Source organism: Streptomyces luteogriseus, assembly GCF_014205055.1.
Lineage (GTDB): Bacteria > Actinomycetota > Actinomycetes > Streptomycetales > Streptomycetaceae > Streptomyces > Streptomyces luteogriseus.
Genome location: NZ_JACHMS010000001.1, coordinates 2,291,729 through 2,309,481 on the forward strand (window position 1 = coordinate 2,291,729; position 17,753 = coordinate 2,309,481).

18 protein-coding genes are annotated in these 17,753 nt (G+C 71.2%); 7 read left to right on the forward strand and 11 right to left on the reverse strand.

The features are described from left to right. Nucleotides 1-195: 195 nt before the first annotated feature. From BJ965_RS09955 to miaA, 4 genes are all read right to left on the reverse strand, one after another. Complete coding sequence (locus BJ965_RS09955; RefSeq protein WP_184908338.1) at nt 196-2,370, reverse strand: RelA/SpoT family protein; 2,175 nt, start codon at nt 2,368-2,370, stop codon at nt 196-198. A gap of 297 nt (nt 2,371-2,667) precedes the next feature. After that, entirely contained in the window at nt 2,668-3,540 is an 873-nt protein-coding gene (dapF, locus tag BJ965_RS09960; protein ID WP_184908339.1) for a diaminopimelate epimerase, read from the reverse strand. A 28-nt stretch (nt 3,541-3,568) separates the two neighbouring features. Then, nucleotides 3,569-4,087, reverse strand: coding sequence for a hypothetical protein (locus BJ965_RS09965; RefSeq protein WP_184917018.1), 519 nt, complete (start codon nt 4,085-4,087; stop codon nt 3,569-3,571). 108 nt (nt 4,088-4,195) lie between these two features. Further along, nucleotides 4,196-5,134 (reverse strand): tRNA (adenosine(37)-N6)-dimethylallyltransferase MiaA, encoded by a 939-nt coding sequence (miaA, locus tag BJ965_RS09970; protein WP_184908340.1) that lies wholly within the window; start codon nt 5,132-5,134, stop codon nt 4,196-4,198. Between the two features lie 182 nt (nt 5,135-5,316). Here miaA and BJ965_RS09975 point away from each other — a divergent pair, with 182 nt between their 5' ends. Further along, entirely contained in the window at nt 5,317-5,595 is a 279-nt protein-coding gene (locus BJ965_RS09975) for a hypothetical protein (RefSeq protein ID WP_184908341.1), read from the forward strand. A gap of 28 nt (nt 5,596-5,623) precedes the next feature. Beyond that, nucleotides 5,624-5,971: an antitoxin gene (locus BJ965_RS09980; RefSeq protein WP_184908342.1), complete on the forward strand. Its 348-nt coding sequence runs from the start codon at nt 5,624-5,626 to the stop codon at nt 5,969-5,971. Nucleotides 5,972-6,107: 136 nt separating this feature from the next. On the opposite strand, the gene BJ965_RS09985 is transcribed toward BJ965_RS09980, so the two are convergent. From BJ965_RS09985 to BJ965_RS10000, 4 genes are all read right to left on the reverse strand, one after another. Continuing rightward, nucleotides 6,108-6,821 (reverse strand): class III extradiol dioxygenase subunit B-like domain-containing protein, encoded by a 714-nt coding sequence (locus BJ965_RS09985; protein WP_184908343.1) that lies wholly within the window; start codon nt 6,819-6,821, stop codon nt 6,108-6,110. A 64-nt stretch (nt 6,822-6,885) separates the two neighbouring features. Further along, a complete protein-coding gene (gene miaB / locus BJ965_RS09990; protein ID WP_184908344.1) occupies nt 6,886-8,400 on the reverse strand; it encodes a tRNA (N6-isopentenyl adenosine(37)-C2)-methylthiotransferase MiaB in 1,515 nt (504 codons plus the stop codon). Nucleotides 8,401-8,464: 64 nt separating this feature from the next. Next, entirely contained in the window at nt 8,465-9,118 is a 654-nt protein-coding gene (locus BJ965_RS09995; protein WP_184908345.1) for a response regulator, read from the reverse strand. After that, nucleotides 9,118-10,179, reverse strand: coding sequence for a sensor histidine kinase (locus tag BJ965_RS10000; RefSeq protein ID WP_221513084.1), 1,062 nt, complete (start codon nt 10,177-10,179; stop codon nt 9,118-9,120). Before BJ965_RS10000 ends, BJ965_RS09995 begins: the two co-directional genes overlap by 1 nt. 128 nt (nt 10,180-10,307) lie before the next feature. Between BJ965_RS10000 and BJ965_RS10005 the strand changes: the two genes are divergently transcribed. Next, the gene (locus BJ965_RS10005) at nt 10,308-10,793 is read left to right on the forward strand and encodes a cation:proton antiporter regulatory subunit (RefSeq protein WP_184908346.1); all 486 of its coding nucleotides are present in this window, start codon (nt 10,308-10,310) and stop codon (nt 10,791-10,793) included. Between the two features lie 4 nt (nt 10,794-10,797). After that, nucleotides 10,798-12,015: a cation:proton antiporter gene (locus tag BJ965_RS10010; protein ID WP_184908347.1), complete on the forward strand. Its 1,218-nt coding sequence runs from the start codon at nt 10,798-10,800 to the stop codon at nt 12,013-12,015. A 65-nt stretch (nt 12,016-12,080) separates the two neighbouring features. On the opposite strand, the gene BJ965_RS10015 is transcribed toward BJ965_RS10010, so the two are convergent. Beyond that, the gene (locus BJ965_RS10015) at nt 12,081-12,488 is read right to left on the reverse strand and encodes a pyrophosphohydrolase domain-containing protein (protein WP_184908348.1); all 408 of its coding nucleotides are present in this window, start codon (nt 12,486-12,488) and stop codon (nt 12,081-12,083) included. Nucleotides 12,489-12,584: 96 nt separating this feature from the next. Between BJ965_RS10015 and BJ965_RS10020 the strand changes: the two genes are divergently transcribed. Continuing rightward, a complete protein-coding gene (locus tag BJ965_RS10020; protein ID WP_184908349.1) occupies nt 12,585-13,586 on the forward strand; it encodes a TAXI family TRAP transporter solute-binding subunit in 1,002 nt (333 codons plus the stop codon). A 29-nt stretch (nt 13,587-13,615) separates the two neighbouring features. On the opposite strand, the gene BJ965_RS10025 is transcribed toward BJ965_RS10020, so the two are convergent. Next, entirely contained in the window at nt 13,616-15,022 is a 1,407-nt protein-coding gene (locus BJ965_RS10025) for a sensor histidine kinase (RefSeq protein ID WP_184908350.1), read from the reverse strand. Nucleotides 15,023-15,031: 9 nt separating this feature from the next. Next, the gene (locus BJ965_RS10030) at nt 15,032-15,718 is read right to left on the reverse strand and encodes a response regulator transcription factor (RefSeq protein ID WP_184908351.1); all 687 of its coding nucleotides are present in this window, start codon (nt 15,716-15,718) and stop codon (nt 15,032-15,034) included. Between the two features lie 287 nt (nt 15,719-16,005). Here BJ965_RS10030 and BJ965_RS10035 point away from each other — a divergent pair, with 287 nt between their 5' ends. Together BJ965_RS10035 and BJ965_RS10040 are read left to right on the forward strand one after the other, a co-directional pair. Next, entirely contained in the window at nt 16,006-16,782 is a 777-nt protein-coding gene (locus BJ965_RS10035; RefSeq protein WP_030853335.1) for an amino acid ABC transporter ATP-binding protein, read from the forward strand. A gap of 74 nt (nt 16,783-16,856) precedes the next feature. After that, nucleotides 16,857-17,702 (forward strand): glutamate ABC transporter substrate-binding protein, encoded by an 846-nt coding sequence (locus BJ965_RS10040; protein WP_184908352.1) that lies wholly within the window; start codon nt 16,857-16,859, stop codon nt 17,700-17,702. Nucleotides 17,703-17,753: the final 51 nt, after the last annotated feature.

Sequence of the window (17,753 nt, forward strand, 5' to 3'; positions counted from 1 at the left end):
GTCCAGGCCACCCGGGAGGCCCTGCCAGGACCGGGGCCCGCTCCGGACGGCATCCCCGCAGGCACGCCCGGTAAGCCCGGTGACCGGGGTCCCGGTGAGACCGGTGAGACCGGTGAGACCGGTGACCGGTGACCGGTGACCGGTGAACCCGGTGAACCCGGTGAACCAGCAAGCCGTGCGCGGGCCCGGGTCCGGTCAGCCCCCCTGCGGCTGCGGCTGGGCCCGGCTGACGTCGTACACCCCTGCCACATTGCGCATCGCGCGCATCAGGGCGGGCAGGTGGCCGGCGTCCGGGAGCTGCACGGTGTAGGTGTGCCGCACCTGCTGCTGGGTCGGAGGCTCGACGGTCGCCGACACGATCTCGGCACCCTCGGAGGCCATGGCCTCGGTGAGGTCGGCCAGCAGATGGGGACGGACGAACGATTCGGCGACCAGCGTGACCCGGCACTCGGCGGTCTCCCCCCAGCGCACGCCGACCTCCGCACGCCCCCCGGCCTTCATGCGCGCCACCGCGGCGCACTCCACGCGGTGCACGGTGACCGCTCCTCCGCGTACCGCGAAGCCGGTGATCTCATCGGGCGGTACGGGCGTGCAGCAGCGGGCGAGCCGGCCGGTCGCGCCGGGCAGGTCGGTGAGGACATGGCCGGTACCGGGGCGGTCGGCGGGCTGCTCCGGGGCAGTGTCCGGGCCGGGTGCGCCGACGGGCCGCGGGGCCGTCCGGTCCTCGGCGATCCGCGTCTCGCTCTGCTGGGACTCCGCCTGCGCCGGATGGGCGGCCAGCCACCGCTGGATGGCGATCCGGGCCGCGGGCGTATGGGCATGCTCCAGCCACTCGCGGGAGGGTTCCGAGGCCGGGTCCTGGCCCATGAGGAGCTGGACGGTGTCGCCGTCCCTCAGGACGGTGCTCAGCGTCGCCAGGCGGCCGTTCACCCGGGCCCCGATACAGGCGTGCGCGTCCTCGCCGTACTGCGCGTACGCGGCGTCCACGCAGGTCGCTCCCTCGGGCAGGCCGAGCGTCCTGCCGTCGGGCCGGAAGACGGTGATCTCGCGGTCCTGGGCGAGGTCCTCGCGCAGCACCGACCAGAAGTGGTCGGGGTCGGGTGCCGCCTCCTGCCAGTCGAGGAGCCGGGAGAGCCAGCCGGGGCGGGTGGGGTCGACGCGCTCGCCGTCGACCGGGTCCTCGGGGGCCGGTGCGTACGGGTTGCCGAGGGCGACGACACCGGCCTCGGCGACCTTGTGCATCTGGTGCGTGCGGATCAGGACCTCGACGACCTGGCCGTCCTCGCGCGCCACGGCGGTGTGCAGCGACTGGTACAGGTTGAACTTCGGTACGGCGATGAAGTCCTTGAACTCCGAGACCACCGGCTTCATACAGGTGTGCAGTTCACCCAGGACGCCGTAGCAGTCGGCGTCCTCGTTCACCAGGACCAGGACGCGGCCGAAATCGGAGCCGCGGAGCCGGCCGCGCTTGCGGGAGACGCGGTGCACCGAGACGAAGTGGCGGGGCCGGATGAGGACTTCGGACGCGATGTCCGCCTCGCGCAGCACACCGCGCACCTCGTCGGCGACCTCGGCGAGCGGGTCGTCCGCGCGGGCCGCGTTGCGGACGATCAGCTCCCTGGTGTGGGCGTACTCCTCGGGGTGCAGGATCGCGAAGACCAGGTCTTCCAGTTCGGTCTTGAGCGCCTGGACGCCGAGCCGTTCGGCGAGCGGGATGAGCACGTCACGTGTCACCTTGGCGATGCGCTCCTGCTTCTCGGGGCGCATGACGCCGAGGGTGCGCATGTTGTGCAGCCGGTCGGCGAGCTTGATCGACATGACGCGCACGTCGTTGCCGGTGGCGACGAGCATCTTGCGGAAGGTCTCGGGCTCGGCGGCTGCGCCGTAGTCGACCTTCTCCAGTTTGGTGACGCCGTCGACGAGGTAGCGGACCTCCTCACCGAACTGGTCGCGGACCTGGTCGAGCGTCACGTCCGTGTCCTCGACGGTGTCGTGCAGCAGGGACGCGGTCAACGTCGTGGTCTCGGCGCCGAGTTCGGCGAGGATCAGGGTCACCGCGAGCGGGTGCGTGATGTACGGCTCGCCGCTCTTGCGCATCTGGCCGCGGTGCGAGGACTCCGCCAGGACGTAGGCGTGACGCAGGGGTTCGAGGTCCGCCTCGGGGTGGTGGGCGCGGTGGGCCTCGACGACATGGCTGATGGCGTCGGGCAGCCGGCCGCGGGCGGCCGGGCCCAGCAGCGCCGCGCGTCCGAGGCGGCGCAGGTCGATCCGGGGGCGGGCCTTTCTGCGGGGGGCTGTCGGTGTCACCGGTCCTGACACCGCGCCCGGCATCGGGCCTGGGGTCACGGAATTCGTGGCCTCCGCACTCATGGGCACCTCCGGCTGCGTCAACCGGCGGACGGGGTGCCCCAGAGCGGACACGGCTCAGGGGGCGGCTTCGGTCCCCCGTCCGGGCCGGTGCTTGATGCTACCGAGCCCACCACGCCCGACTGACCGCCTCTCGCCCAGCGTGAAACTGATCACCCATTCGAGGGACGAATGTGAGGTTTGTACCCCCCTACGCCACCACTCTCACGATGCGATTCCCGCCAAGTGGCCGGATATCAACGGTGGTTTCGGGTCGGGTGGCCGAAGCGGCGCGGATGTTTCAGGACGATCGGTCCCCGCTCACGCGGACGTGGCGGTTTCCAGCCAGTCCGCGTCGATCTCCCCCTCGGCCACGATCACGGCCGGACCGGTCATCTCGATCTCGCCGTCGGGCCGCTCGGTGATCACCAGGGTGCCGCCGGGGACGTCCACGGTGTAGGTCGCGGGGGCGCCCGTGACAGTCGGGTCGGCGCCGTCGCGGCGGGCGGCGGCCACGGCGACCGCGCACGCGCCCGTGCCGCACGAGCGGGTCTCGCCGGAGCCGCGTTCGTGCACCCGCAGCGCGACGTGCCCGGCGCCGCGGTCCACCACGAACTCCACGTTCACACCGTCCGGGTACGCGGCGGCCGGGCTGATGGGCGGCGGGGAGAGCAGATCACCGGCGTGCGAGAGGTCGTCCACGAAGGCGACCGCGTGCGGGTTGCCCATGTTGACGTTCCGCGCGGTCCAGCTGCGTTCGCCGACACGCACCGTGACGTCGCCCTCGGGGAGCACCGCCCGGCCCATGCCCACGGTCACGTCACCGTCCTTGGCGACGTGCACGGTCTTCACGCCCCCGCGCGTGGCGACCGCGAGGTCTCCCTCGGTCACGTGACCGGCGCGCTGGAGGTAGCGCGCGAACACCCGCACGCCGTTGCCGCACATCTCCGCGACCGAGCCGTCGCCGTTGCGGTAGTCCATGAACCACTCCGCCTCGGCCGCCATGCCCTCGGCCTCCGGATGCGCGGCGGATCGCACGACATGCAGCAGCCCGTCACCGCCGATGCCCGCGCGGCGGTCGCACAGGGCGGCGACGGCGGCCGGGGGCAGGTCGATGGCGTTCTCGGGGTCCGGGACGATCACGAAGTCGTTCTCGGTGCCGTGACCCTTGAGGAAGGCGATCCGCGTGCTCATGCCCCGATCGTAACGGGGCACGCGTCCCCTACCGCAGTCGTGCCACCCGCCACACGGCGAGGACCACCACGACGGCCACGACCAGGGCGTACGCGAGGACGACCCGCCAGTCGGGTCTGCGGCCGGAGCCGCGGGCCGGCAGGCCGGGCCAGGTGTAACCGACCCGGCGGGCGGCCATCATGCCCCAGCCGGCCGCGCAGGAGCAGATCAGCAGGCCCAGCATGGCGATGACGGCCCCGCTGTCGCCGAAGTCGAAGGCGAGCGGGAAGGCGAACATCAGGGAGCCGAGGGCTGCGAGGCTCACGATGGGGGCCAGCTGCCAGATGCGGAGCCGGCGCTGCGGGCGCAGCTCGACCTCGACCTCGTCGGCGAACATCTCGCCGGGCTCGGGACCGTCGTCCGTCACGCCCTGCGTCTCGTCGGGCCCGTCGGAGCTGAGGTGGTCCGCCTCCTGCTCCGCCGCGCCGTCGTCCCCGCGCCCCGGTTCATCCCGCTCGGCGGTGATGTGATCGGTGCTTCGTGCGGTGTCGCGAGGGCCGGCCTCCATCGCCACGCGCCCTCCCAACTAGGACTCAACTCGGTCGATCGAAGCTCGATGATGGCACGCCGCCGAAGAACCGGATGACGGCCTGGGCGTCCCGATGCCATGACGTGATCAGGCTGTAACCGGTCGTTCGACCAAGGACAGCGCGAGCTGCGGAAGTTCCGCCAGATCGGCCGCCGCTCCACTCAACCAGTGCACCCGCGGATCGCGCCTGAACCATGAATCCTGGCGGCGCGCGAAGCGCTTGGTGGCACGCACGGTCTCGGTCCGCGCTTCTTCGAGGGTGCACTCCCCGGCGAGCGCCGCGAGCACCTGCTGGTAGCCGAGCGCGCGCGAGGCCGTACGCCCTTCGCGCAACCCCTGCGCCTGGAGTGCGCGCACCTCGTCCACGAGGCCGGCGTCCCACATCCGGTCGACCCGGCGCGCGATGCGCTCGTCCAGTTCGGGACGGGCCACGTCGACGCCGATCTGCACGGTGTCGTACACCGAGTCGTGGCCGGGGAGGTTGGCCGTGAAGGGCCTGCCGGTGATCTCGATCACCTCCAGCGCGCGGACGACCCGGCGGCCGTTGCTCGGCAGGATCGCGCGGGCGGCCTCGGGGTCGGCGGCGGCCAGGCGGGCGTGCAGCGCGCCGGAACCGCGCAGCGCGAGTTCCTCCTCCAGGCGGGCGCGGACCTCCGGGTCGGTGCCGGGGAACTCCAGGTTGTCGACGGCCCCGCGCACATACAGGCCGGAGCCGCCGACCAGGATCGGCCAGCGGCCCTCGGCGAGCAGCGCCTCGATCCGCTCCCGGGCCAGGCGCTGGTACTCGGCGACGGAGGCCGTGACGGTCACGTCCCAGATGTCCAGCAGGTGGTGGGGGACGCCGTCGCGCTCCTCGGGCGTCAGCTTGGCGGTGCCGATGTCCATCCCTCGGTAGAGCTGCATGGAGTCGGCGTTGACGACTTCACCACCGAGACGCTGGGCCAGAAATACGCCCAGATCGGACTTTCCGGCCGCAGTCGGTCCGACGACGGCGATGACGCGGGGGGCGGGGGGTGCACTGCTCACCGCCCCAGTCTCGCAAACCTCGACGCCGGGTCTCGAACGAGTTACGTGACGCGACGACCGCGGGGTCGTTGCCCGTTGCGAGGTTCCTGCCGCCGGATCACAGAGGCGGTGACCCGGGCCGCGCAAATTGACGCACCGGGCAACGCGGGATTTCGCCCGCACGAGTAACGTATGGAGTGGATATGGGCGTTTTTGCACGACTTCTCCGGCGGTCGAAGGCCACGGCGGAGACGCCTGCGGCCGAGGCTCGGACCGACACGGCGAAGGCCGACCCCGAGACGGAGACGGCCGAGGCCGCGGAGGCGAAGGGCACCGAGGGAGCGGAGGAAGCCGCCGAGACGGCTGCCGAGGCCGCCACCGAGGCCCCCAAGTCCACCGAGCCGGAGGGTGTCGACATCCCCAAGCAGCAGTCCACCGAGAAGGCGGCAGACAACGAGGCCGGCGAGGGCGCCCGTACCTGACCGCCCCCTGCGCCAGGGAAGGTGAGCCATGGGTTTCATGGACAACGTGAAAGCCAAGCTGGGCCCGGCCAAGGGCAAGGTCTCGGACCTCGCACAGCGGCACGAGGGCAAGATCCATCACGGCCTCGACAAGGCCGCGCAGGCCGTCGACAAGACGACCAAGGGCAAGTACAGCGACAGGATCCAGTCGGGCACGGGCCGGGCCAAGGGCGCCATGGGCCGTCTCACGCACCATGGCGACACCGCATCGGACACGGGCGGCACGACGACGCCCGGCGCACACGGCACGAAGACGCCCGGCACCGGCCGGACGGCTCCACCGCGGGACGCGGGCGGCACTCCGCCTCCGGAGGAGGCACCACCGCCCACCTCCTGACCGCACAGCGGCGCATCAAATTGCGAGCGCGCATCGGCACGGTGAAGGGCACATCGGCGGACGGCCGCGGAGCACGGTGGCTCCCGGCCGTCCGCCGTTTCCGTGCCCTTGTCCCGCGCCGCGCCGCGCCGCCGGTCTACGACCAGGCGGCGACGACGTACCCCACGCCGTACGGCGCGTCCTCGTACAGCAGCGAGCCTCCGAGGGCCGCACCGTCGGCCGCGCCCGCCAGGACCTGCCAGGGGGCCCGGCCGGACACCTTCAGCTCGTGCGCCAGCCCTGTGTCCAGCGTGCTGAGGGCCGCCACGTCCGCCGCGCCGAGCGCGCGTGCGACCTCCGCGTCGAAGGGTGCCGCCCGTTCGTCCAGATAGCCCGGGGCCTTGAGCGTCCGGCACGCGCTGGCGTCACCCATCACCAGCAGGGCCACCCGCTCGTCCCGGGCGGCGATCTCCTTCCCCGTCCGCGCGCACAGCACGGGCGGGTACGACACCCCCACGCCGAGGCCCTCGAGCGGGGCGTCGGACCACCCGGTCCGCTCCAGCAGCCAGGCCGCCACCGCCAGCGAATACGGCAGCCGCCGTTCCGTGTCCGCGCCCTCGGCCGCTCCCAGCCGTACGTCGAGGTCGACGCCGAAGCCCCGGAAGGACCCCGATGTCCCCTGTGGGTGCGTCTCGACCCCGGCACCGTCCACCGGTCCGGCGACCACGAGCCGGCCGGGCCGAGCGGCGGCGAGCACCCCCAGCGCGTCCGCGCAGGCGGCCCGTGCCGCGTCCAGTTCCGGGGCGGCGCCCGCGGCGACCTCGGGGACCAGCAGGGGCGGGCAGGGGCAGACAGCGGCGGCGACAAGCATGATCGGCAGGGTAACTCTCAGGAGCAGGAGCCGCTGCCACCGCACAGGGCGGCAGCCGCCCGGCTCAGTCGCAGCCGCACCCGCTCGCCACGGCCGGCAGGGGCTCGGGGGCGCCGATCTTCGGCAGGCCCAGCATCACGCCGACGGGCTTGGCCTTCTCGGCCGCGTTGCGCTTCTCCCAGGCGTCCCCCGCGCGCGTGCGGCGCACGTCCAGCACGGGGCCCTCGGCGAGGAGGTGGTGCGGGGCGGCGTAGGTGATCTCGACCGTGACCACGTCGCCGGGGCGGACCTCCTTGTCCGGCTTGGTGAAGTGGACGAGGCGGCTGTCGGGGGCGCGGCCGGAGAGGCGGTGGGTGGTGCCGTCCTTGCGGCCCTCGCCCTCGGCGACCATCAGCTCCAGCGTGCGGCCGACCTGCTTCTTGTTCTCCTCCCAGGAGATCTCCTCCTGGAGGGCGACGAGCCGCTCGTAGCGCTCCTGGACGACCTTCTTGGGGATCTGGCCGTCCATCTCGGCGGCCGGGGTGCCGGGGCGCTTTGAGTACTGGAAGGTGAAGGCCTGGGCGAAGCGGGCCTCACGCACCACGTGCAGCGTCTGCTCGAAGTCCTCCTCGGTCTCGCCGGGGAAGCCCACGATGATGTCCGTGCTGATCGCGGCGTGCGGGATGGCGGCGCGGACCTTCTCGATGATGCCGAGGAAGCGCTCCTGACGGTAGGAGCGGCGCATCGCCTTCAGGACCGGGTCCGAACCGGACTGGAGCGGCATGTGCAGCTGCGGCATCACGTTCGGCGTCTCGGCCATGGCGGCGATGACGTCGTCGGTGAAGTCCCGCGGGTGCGGGGAGGTGAAGCGGACGCGCTCCAGGCCGTCGATCTTCCCGCAGGCGCGCAGCAGCTTGCTGAAGGCCTCGCGGTCGCCGATGTCGGAGCCGTAGGCGTTGACGTTCTGCCCCAGCAGCGTGATCTCGGAGACGCCCTCGGCGACCAGGGCCTCGATCTCGGCGAGGATGTCGCCGGGGCGGCGGTCCTTCTCCTTGCCGCGCAGGGCCGGGACGATGCAGAAGGTGCAGGTGTTGTTGCAGCCGACGGAAATGGAGACCCAGGCCGCGTAGGCGCTCTCGCGGCGGGTGGGCAGCGTCGAGGGGAACGCCTCCAGCGACTCGGCGATCTCGACCTGCGCCTCCTCCTGCACGCGGGCGCGCTCCAGCAGGACCGGCAGCTTGCCGATGTTGTGCGTGCCGAAGACGACGTCCACCCAGGGCGCCCGCTTCACGATGGTGTCGCGGTCCTTCTGCGCGAGGCAGCCGCCGACCGCGATCTGCATGCCGGGGCGGCTCGCCTTCTTCGGCGCCAGGTGTCCCAGGTTGCCGTACAGCTTGTTGTCGGCGTTCTCCCGCACCGCGCAGGTGTTGAAGACGACGACATCCGCCTCGTCGGCGCCCTCGGGGGCGCGGACGTAGCCCGCGTCCTCCAGCAGTCCGGACAATCGCTCGGAGTCGTGGACGTTCATCTGGCACCCGTAGGTGCGTACCTCGTATGTGCGCGTGCCGCCCACTGACTGGCTCCGGTCGATGCTGCTCATGGGGACAAGGGTAGGCGGTCGGCGAACGTGGCTCGGCCGCCTGTGGACAACCACCGCCCGGGGCTCAGGGTTCGATGAGTCCGGCCCTGATCGCGTACCGGGTCAGCTCCAGGCGGTCGCGCATGCCGAGCTTCTGGAGGAGGTTGGCGCGGTGGCGTTCGACGGTCTTGGCGCTGATGAAGAGGAGTTCGCCGATCTCCTTCGAGGTGTGGCCTTCGGCGACCAGCTTGAGGATCTCCTCCTCGCGTTCGGTGATGGCCCTCTCCGGCAGGCCGTCCCCGCGGTGCAGCCGCTCCAGATAGGAGCGGACGAGGGCCCGTTCGGCACCCGGGTAGATGAACGGCTCGTCGCGGACGGCCGCCCGGCAGGCCTCGACCAGGTCGCGGTCGGCGACGGACTTCAGGACGTAGCCGCTGGCCCCGGCCCGGAGCGCCTCGAAGAAGTACTCCTCGTTGTCGTACATGGTCAGGATCAGGATGTGCAGGTCGGGCAGCCGGCGGGAGAGTTCCCGGGCGGCCTGGAGACCGGTCATGCGGGGCATGGCCACGTCCAGGACGGCGAGGTCGACGGGGGTCTCACGCGCGCGTGCGACGGCCTCGGCGCCGTCCCCGGCCTCGGCCACGACCGTGAGGTCGGGCTCCCCGTCCAGGATGAGGCGCACGCCCCGGCGCACGAGGGTGTGGTCGTCGGCGAGCAGCACGCGGATCGGTGCGGGCATCAGCGGGGTCCTTCGGTCACTGGTACGCGCACGGCCACCGGTACGCGCAGCCGTACGTCGGTGCCCCCGCCGGGCGCGTTCCCGAGAGTGAGGGCGGCACCGACGAGCAGCGCGCGTTCGCGCATGCCGGTGAGGCCTGCGCCTTCGGGGGCGTCGCCGAGGCCCGTGCCGTTGTCGCGTACGAGGAGTTCGACGCCGCCGGGGACCGGCTGGAGGCGGAGTTCGGCGCGGTCGGCGGCGGCGTGCCGGGCGGTGTTGGTCAGGCCCTCCTGGGCGACCCGGTAGACGACGAGTTCCGCTTCGGGGGTCAGGGCGGGGAGCTCGCCGGTGACGTGGTGGCCCACGGTCAGCCCGTGGGTCGTGAACTCACCGGCGAGCGAGCGCAGGGCGCTGGCCAGCCCGAGTTCCTCCAGCACACCGGGGCGCAGCCGACGGGCGATCCGGCGGATCTCGTCCAGGCCGGCGCGCGTGGCCTCCTGCGCCTGGCCCACCTCCTCGCGAAGGTCCTCCGGTGCCAGATCCGCGACGCGCTTGAGCTGGAGGAGAACGGCGGTCAGGGTCTGCCCGACCTCGTCGTGGAGCTCCCGGGCGATCCGGTGCCGCTCGCTCTCCTGCGCGGACAGCGCCCGGGCGGCGCCCGAGGCCCGCTCGGCCTCCAGCCGGTCGAGCATCATGTTGTACGTCGTGATCAGCCCGGCCGTCTCCGCCGGCCCCGCGACCACCGGCCGGGAGCCAGGACGCAGCAGGTCCGCGGTGGCCATGGCCCGGTCCAGGCGTTGCAGGGGCACCAGGCCGAACCGCAGCACGAGCGCGTTGCCGGCGAGCAGCAGCACCAGGCCGCCGAGCAGGACGAGGGCCTCGCCCACGAGGACGGGGGTGGACACCGTGACCGGGCCGAGCAGCAGCGCCGTGGCCACGACCAGGCCGACGGCGTTGAGCGAGAAGATCCGCCAGAACAACGACACGCTCCTGGATCCGCTCCTTCCGGCCTTCGCGCAGTGCACCGCCCCGTCCACCCTCTCCGGCGACCGGCCGCTGCGTATATCCGTCACGACACCCATGTCGTCACCGTACGGCCGGATGGGACCATGCGGACTTGACCCGTCCGGTGATCGACGCCGCTCATCAGACCACCACAGCAGAACAAACAAGACCGACCAGACGAACTGATGGAACAAGGGGAAGCAACGTGTCAGCTCCGCGCCTGAAGGCGACGCCACTCCCGGGTATCGGGGTCCAGTACGACCTGGAGACCCGGGAGCACCGCCATTTGTCGGTGGTGGCGCACCGCGACGGCACGCGCACGGTGAACGTCTACCGCTCCGACGACCCCGACTCCTGCGCCCAGTCCCTGAAGCTGACCAGCTCGGAAGCCGGGTCGCTGATCGACGCGCTGAAGCCGTCCCACCACAGCCCGAGCCTGCTCTACACCACGGACCTGGGGCTGGTCGCCGAGCGGATCGAGGTGGCCGCGACGTCGCGCTGGAACGGGCGGGTGCTGGGCGACATGCGGATGCGGACGGAGACGGGCGCCTCGGTGGTGGCCGTGCTGCGCCGGGCCGAGGCCATCCCGTCGCCCGCCCCTGACTTCCGGCTGGCGGGCGGTGACACGCTGATCGTCGTGGGCACCCGTGAGGGCGTCGACGCGGCGGCGACCATACTCGGGCGGGAGTGAGCCGTTGCACTCCGCGGTTCTGCTCATCGAGTTCGGTTCCATCATTCTCGGCCTCGGCCTGCTCGGCCGGTTCGCCGGCCGCTTCCGGCTCTCCCCGATACCCCTGTACCTCCTGGCCGGTCTGGCCTTCGGTGAGGGCGGTCTGCTGCCGTTCGGCGCGAGCGAGGAGTTCGTCGCCACGGGCGCGGAGATCGGCGTCATCCTGCTGCTGCTGATGCTCGGCCTGGAGTACACGGCGAGCGATCTGGTCTCCAACCTCAAGACCCACTACCCGTCCGGTCTGGTCGACTGCGCCCTCAACGCGCTGCCCGGGGCGGCCGTGGCGTTGCTGCTCGGCTGGGGTCCGGTGGCCGCCGTCGTGCTGGCCGGTGTCACCTGGATCTCGTCCTCCGGTGTGATCGCGAAGGTGCTGGGCGACCTGGGCCGGGTCGGCAACCGGGAGACCCCGGTGATCCTCAGCGTGCTGGTGCTGGAGGACCTGGCGATGGCGGTGTACCTGCCCATCGTCACGGCGCTGGTGGCCGGCGTCGGCCTGATGGCCGGGAGCGTGACCCTGGCGATCGCGCTGGGCGCGGCCGGGCTCGTGCTCTTCCTTGCCGTGCGCTACGGCAGGGTCATCTCGCGGTTCGTCTCCAGCGACGACCCGGAGAAGCTGCTGCTGGTCGTGCTGGGTCTGACGATCCTGGTCGCAGGCGTCGCCCAGCAGCTCCAGGTGTCGGCGGCGGTCGGGGCCTTCCTGGTGGGCATCGCACTGTCGGGGGAGGTGGCGGAGGGTGCGCACACCCTGCTGAGTCCCCTGCGTGACCTGTTCGCGGCGGTGTTCTTCGTCTTCTTCGGGCTGCACACCGACCCGTCGAGCATCCCGCCCGTCCTGCTGCCCGCTCTCGGGCTGGCCGTCGTCACCGCGCTGACGAAGATCGCCACCGGGTACTGGGCGGCCCGGCGGGCCGGGATCTCCGTCAAGGGACGCTGGCGTGCGGGTGGCGCGCTGGTGGCCCGCGGCGAGTTCTCGATCGTCATCGCAGGCCTGGCGGTCTCGGCCGGTATCGAACCGTCCCTCGGCCCCCTGGCCACGGCCTACGTCCTGATCCTGGTGGTGCTGGGCCCGCTCACCGCGCGCTACACCGAGCCGGTGGCGACCTGGTGGGGGCGGCGGCGCGAGCCCAGCCGCCCGGAGCCGGCGCCCCGGGCGACCGAGACCGAGGCCCCGGTCGCCGACTGAGGAGGGGTGAGCCGGGCGGCCGGGGGTCCTCATGACCCCGAGCGTGATCGCCGGGACGACCCGGGTCAGGCACCCCCGCCCGGTGCCCACCCCTGTCTGCGCAGCACTCCGGGCACGTCCGGCGCCTCGTAGTGCTCCCCCTTGAGGACCTTGCCGTCCCCGCGGCGGGAGACCGAGCCGTCGGGGCCGATCTTCGTCATGTTGGAGCGGTGGACCTCGGCGAGGACCGCGTCCAGGTCGATGCCGTGCACCAGGGCGGTGCCGTAGGCGACGTAGACCACGTCCGCCAGCTCGTGGGCGAGCCGGTCGAGCGGGCCCCGCACCGACACCTCGGCCACCTCGGCGGCCTCCTCCGCGAGGAGCTCGCCCCGGTGAGCGGCGAGTTCCGGGGAGACCTCCGTCGGCGTGCTGCGGGCGTCCAGGCCGAAAGCACGGTGGAATTCACGGACCAGGTCGGCGGGCGAAGAGCTCATGGGGCGACTGTAGTGGCGGCCACTGAAACTCCCCCGCCCGCACCCTGTGACCCCTGCCCTGGTCAGAGGGGCACCCCGGCTGGCAGGATCGCCCGCATGTCCAGAACGCTCCCCCGTATCGGCAGGCGCGGGGCCCTGCAGGGCGGCACCGCCGCCCTCGTGGTCCTCGGCCTGCTGCTGTGGTGGCTGCGCCCCTGGGCCGATGAGCCGCCGAGCGGGACCATCACGTTCAGCACGGGCACCCGCGCCGGGGTCTACCACGAGTACGGCGAACTCCTGCGCACCGAGATCGACAAGGACATGCCCGATCTGAAGGTGCGGCTGCTGACCAGCGCCGGCTCACAGGAGAACGTCGCCGATGTGGCGACCGGCAAGGCCGACTTCGCCATCGCCGCGGCCGACGCGATCGCCACGTACAAGCTGGACAACGCCCCGGGCGCCGACCGGCTGCGCGGCCTCGCCCGCCTGTACGACGACTACGTCCAGCTCGTCGTGCCGCCGGACTCGGACATCCGCTCCGTCGCCGACCTGCGGGGCAAGCGCGTGGCCATAGGGCTGCCCAACTCCGGTGTGCGGCTGATAGCCAACGGGGTGCTGCGGGCGGCCGGCATCGACCCGGAGACGGACATCCAGCCGTCCTCGGACGGCATCGACACCGGGCCCAAGCGGCTGGGGCACGGCCTCGACGCGTTCTTCTGGTCGGGCGGGCTGCCCACGGACGGGCTCAGCCGGCCGGCCAAGAAGTCGGCCTCGGCCTTCCGGTTCGTGCCGATCGACGCCTCGCTCGTGGCCGAGCTGCACGACCAGGGCGGCGCCACGCGCTACTACCGCGCCACCAAGATGCCGGAGTCGGCCTACCCCACGATCCAGCGCGGTCACGCGGTGCCGACCCTGGCGGTGTCCAACGTGCTGCTCACACGCAGCGACATGGACCCGCGGCTCACCGAGTGGCTGACCCGCACGGTGCTCGACAGCCGGGACCTCATCGGCGCGACCGTCCACTCCGCCCAGCTGGTCGACGTCCGCACGGCGATCTACACCGACCCGCTGCAGCTGCACGCCGGCGCCCAGCGCTACTACCAGTCGGTCAAGCCTTAGCGCCCAGGCCTTCTCGTGGTCGGCCGGCGTCAAGCCGCCGGTGCCGACCTCGGCACCGCCACCGTGACCTTCAGCCCGTGCGGCTCGTGACGGTCGTAGGCGATCGAACCGCCGCCCGCCGCGAGCAGCACCCGCGAGATGGACAGCCCGAGGCCCGAGCCCTTGATGTTCTGATGCCGGCCGCTGCGCCAGAAACGGTCGCCGACGCGGGCCAGCTCCTCGTCGGTGAGGCCCGGGCCGTGGTCCGTGACGACGACGGTGGAGGTGTCGCCGTGGGAGGCGACGGTCACCTCGACGGTCTGGTCCCCGGGCGTGAACTTCACGGCGTTGTCGATGACCGCGTCCAGCGCGCTGGACAGTGCGATCGGGTCGGCCCACGCGGTGGTCGGCGGGCAGTCCCCCACCAGGCGCACGCCCTTGGCCTCGGCGGTCGGGGCCCAAGCGGCGACGCGCTCCGCGGCGAGCTCGCCGATGTCCGTGATCTTCAGATCCGCCTCGGTGTGCTCGGCCAGCGCCAGGTCGAGCAGGTCGTCCAGGACCTGCGCGAGGCGCTTGCCCTCGGCCTGGACCGAGGCGATCTCCTTGTTGCCCTCGGGCAGCTCGAAGGAGAGCAGCTCGATGCGCAGCAGCAGCGCCGCGAGGGGGTTGCGCAATTGGTGCGAGGCGTCGGCGACGAAGGCGCGCTGCTGCTCCAGCACGTCCTCCACGTTGTCCGCCATCTCGTTGAACGACCGGGCCAGACGCTGGAGTTCCGGCGGCCCGCCGGCGGCGGCCACCCGGGACTTGAGCCGCCCGGTGGCGATGTCGTGGGTGGTGGCGTCCAGCACCCGTACGGGCTTGAGCACCCAGCCGGTCAGCCGCAGGGCGGCACCGACGGCCAGCAGCATCGCGGCGAACTCGCCCGCGCCGATGACCAGCCAGCCGTGCAGCGTGCGGGAGCGCAGCTGCCCGGTGGGCGAGTCGGTGACGACGACCGCGACGACGTCACCGTCCCGGATGACCGGCGAGGCGACCACGAGGTTGCGTCGCTGCCAGGGCCACACCTGCTGCGGGTCGTGGCTGCGGCGGCTGAGCAGCGCCTCGTCGAACGCGTCCCGGACCTCGCCCTCCTTCGGCAGCGACCATGTGGCCGGGGCATGAGCCATGGCACTGCCGCTACGGTAGAAGACCCCGGACCGGATGCCGTAGACGTCGTAGTAGCTGGTCAGCTCGCTGCTGAGGGTGGCCAGGCGTTCGTTCTCGAACGCGCCCTCGGTTCCGTCGGGCGAGTCGGTGACGAACTGGGCGAGGGCGGCGAAGCGCGCCGTGTCGTCGATCCGGTCGACGACGACCTTCTGCTGCTGGGCGCCGGCGAGGCTCACGGCGAGCGGAACGCCGAGCGCGAGCAGTACGGCCGCCATCAGGATGATGAGCAGCGGGAGCAGACGAGTGCGCACCCGACCCCGCTACGCGGCAGGCGCGACGAGCCGGTAACCGACTCCGCGTACGGTCTCGATGAGGGCCGGCATGCGCAGCTTGGCGCGCAGGGACGCCACATGCACCTCAAGGGTCCGCCCTGTCCCCTCCCAGCTCGTCTGCCACACCTCACTGATGATCTGCTCCCGGCGGAAGACCACTCCGGGCCGCTGCGCGAGCAGCGCCAGCAGGTCGAACTCCTTGCGGGTCAGCTGGATCACCGAGCCGTCCACGCTGACCCGGCGGTTGGGCAGCTCGATGTGCACCGGGCCGAGCCGCAGCTCGGTCTCGATGCCGCTGGAGGTGTCCTCGTGGGAGGTGCGCCGGCTCACGGCGTGGATACGGGCGAGCAGTTCCCCGGTGTCGTAGGGCTTCACCACGTAGTCGTCGGCGCCGAGGTTGAGGCCGTGGATGCGGGAGCGCACGTCGGAGCGGGCGGTCACCATGATCACCGGAGTGCTGGTGCGTTTGCGGATCTTGCCGCAGACCTCGTATCCGTCCTGGTCGGGCAGGCCGAGGTCGAGGAGGACGACGCCGAAGCAGTCGCTCTCGGGAACGAGGGCCTGGAGGGCCTCCTCACCGCTGCGCGCGTGCGTGACATCGAACCCGTGCCGCGCCAGAACCGCCGACAGGGCGGCGGCGACGTGGTTGTCGTCCTCGACGAGCAGCAGTCTCATCCGGTCCCCCTTCGGTTCACTGGCCGTACGATCTAGGTGTGTACGAGAAGTGTGCACGCGCGCGTGCACCGTGTGCAGTCACGCTGATGGATGAGGACGGCGTCAAGAGGGTTCCGGTTGCGGAGCGCTTCCGTTACCCGGCCGATATGAGCCCTGCTCATAAGTGCTACGACACGTGTCCGATTGCTATCGGATCGTGATGCTCAGATTCCCCTCAGATGTAATGACGCAGGTCGTAGAGGGTTACTACTGTCCTCCGAAACCGAGGAGGACGGAGCCTGAGAGCGATGACCGAAGTATCGGTGGCCAAGGAAGATGTGGCCGCGACCGGAGAACTGGTCGTCCTGAAGAGCGTCAACAAGCACTTCGGCGCGTTGCACGTACTCCAGGACATCGACCTGACGATCGCCCGCGGTGAAGTCGTGGTGGTCATCGGGCCCTCCGGGTCCGGCAAGTCCACCCTGTGCCGCACCATCAACCGCCTGGAGACGACCGACTCCGGCACGATCACCATCGACGGCAAGCCGCTGCCCGCCGAGGGCAAGGCGCTGGCCAAGCTGCGCGCCGACGTCGGGATGGTCTTCCAGTCCTTCAACCTCTTCGCGCACAAGACCGTGCTCGAGAACGTGATGCTCGGCCAGATCAAGGTCCGCAAGAAGGACAAGAAGGCGGCCGAGGAGCGGGCCCGCGCCCTGCTCGACCGGGTCGGTGTGGGCGCGCAGGCCGAGAAGTATCCGGCGCAGCTCTCCGGCGGCCAGCAGCAGCGTGTCGCGATCGCCCGGGCGCTGGCCATGGAGCCGAAGGTGATGCTCTTCGACGAGCCGACCTCCGCGCTCGACCCCGAGATGATCAACGAGGTGCTGGAGGTCATGCAGCAGCTCGCCCGCGACGGCATGACCATGATCGTCGTCACCCATGAGATGGGTTTCGCACGATCGGCCGCAAACCGCGTGGTGTTCATGGCGGACGGCCGAATCGTCGAGGAGGCTGCGCCCGACCAGTTCTTCAGCAATCCGCGCAGCGACCGTGCCAAGGACTTCCTGTCGAAGATCCTGCACCACTGAGGCGCGCGTCGCGCCCGCGACGATCCGCGTCACCCGCAACGACGGTTTTCTCTTCACGGCAAAGGATGTTCCCAATGAAGCTCCGCAAGGTCTCCGCCGCGGCCGCCACCGCTCTCGTCCTCGCTCTGACCGCTACCGCCTGCGGTGGTGACGGTGACGGCGACTCGAACGGCTCCGGTTCTGGCGGCGGTAAGACGATCAAGATCGGCATCAAGTACGACCAGCCCGGTCTGGGCCTGAAGGAGCCCGATGGTTCCTTCTCCGGCTTCGACGTGGACGTGGCGACGTACGTTGCCAAGGAACTGGGCTACAAGCCCGACCAGATCGAGTGGGTCGAGACCAAGAGCGCCGACCGTGAGAACGCGCTGTCCCGCGGCGACGTGAAGATGATCGCGGCCACGTACTCGATCACCGACGAGCGCAAGCAGAAGGTCGACTTCGCCGGTCCGTACCTGCTGGCCCACCAGGACCTGCTGGTGAAGGCGGACTCGGACATCAAGGAGGGCACCGACCTCAACGGCAAGAAGCTGTGCTCGGTGACCGGCTCCACCTCGGCGCAGAACGTCAAGGACGAGATCGCGCCGAAGGCCCAGCTCCAGCAGCTCGGTGGCTACTCGGAGTGCATCGCGGGTCTGCAGAGCGATCAGCTCGACGCCCTGACCACGGACGACGCGATCCTCGCCGGCTTCGCGGCGCAGGAGCAGTACAAGGGGCAGTTCAAGCTCACCGGCCTCAAGCTGAGCAACGAGAACTACGGCATCGGTGTGAAGAAGGGCGACACCGCGACCGTGAACAAGATCAACGATGCACTGAAGAAGATGGTCAGCGACGGCGCCTGGGAGAAGGCCGTCAAGGACAACTTCGGACCGGCGAACTACAAGAACGAGCCCGCCCCGAAGATCGGCCAGATCGTCCAGTAACGCGGGACTCCGCCGACGCAGGATCCCCGCGATCACAGCGGGGATCCGCAG

Bases quoted from the DNA above. Each gene is read 5' to 3' on its own strand.
- BJ965_RS09955 (WP_184908338.1), bottom strand. From the start codon at position 2,370: ATGAGTGCGGAGGCCACGAATTCCGTGACCCCAGGCCCGATGCCGGGC.
- dapF (WP_184908339.1), bottom strand. From the start codon at position 3,540: ATGAGCACGCGGATCGCCTTCCTCAAGGGTCACGGCACCGAGAACGAC.
- BJ965_RS09965 (WP_184917018.1), bottom strand. From the start codon at position 4,087: ATGGAGGCCGGCCCTCGCGACACCGCACGAAGCACCGATCACATCACC.
- BJ965_RS09975 (WP_184908341.1), top strand. From the start codon at position 5,317: ATGGGCGTTTTTGCACGACTTCTCCGGCGGTCGAAGGCCACGGCGGAG.
- BJ965_RS09980 (WP_184908342.1), top strand. From the start codon at position 5,624: ATGGGTTTCATGGACAACGTGAAAGCCAAGCTGGGCCCGGCCAAGGGC.
- BJ965_RS09985 (WP_184908343.1), bottom strand. From the start codon at position 6,821: ATGCTTGTCGCCGCCGCTGTCTGCCCCTGCCCGCCCCTGCTGGTCCCC.
- miaB (WP_184908344.1), bottom strand. From the start codon at position 8,400: ATGAGCAGCATCGACCGGAGCCAGTCAGTGGGCGGCACGCGCACATAC.
- BJ965_RS09995 (WP_184908345.1), bottom strand. From the start codon at position 9,118: ATGCCCGCACCGATCCGCGTGCTGCTCGCCGACGACCACACCCTCGTG.
- BJ965_RS10000 (WP_221513084.1), bottom strand. From the start codon at position 10,179: ATGGGTGTCGTGACGGATATACGCAGCGGCCGGTCGCCGGAGAGGGTG.
- BJ965_RS10015 (WP_184908348.1), bottom strand. From the start codon at position 12,488: ATGAGCTCTTCGCCCGCCGACCTGGTCCGTGAATTCCACCGTGCTTTC.
- BJ965_RS10020 (WP_184908349.1), top strand. From the start codon at position 12,585: ATGTCCAGAACGCTCCCCCGTATCGGCAGGCGCGGGGCCCTGCAGGGC.
- BJ965_RS10030 (WP_184908351.1), bottom strand. From the start codon at position 15,718: ATGAGACTGCTGCTCGTCGAGGACGACAACCACGTCGCCGCCGCCCTG.
- BJ965_RS10035 (WP_030853335.1), top strand. From the start codon at position 16,006: ATGACCGAAGTATCGGTGGCCAAGGAAGATGTGGCCGCGACCGGAGAA.
- BJ965_RS10040 (WP_184908352.1), top strand. From the start codon at position 16,857: ATGAAGCTCCGCAAGGTCTCCGCCGCGGCCGCCACCGCTCTCGTCCTC.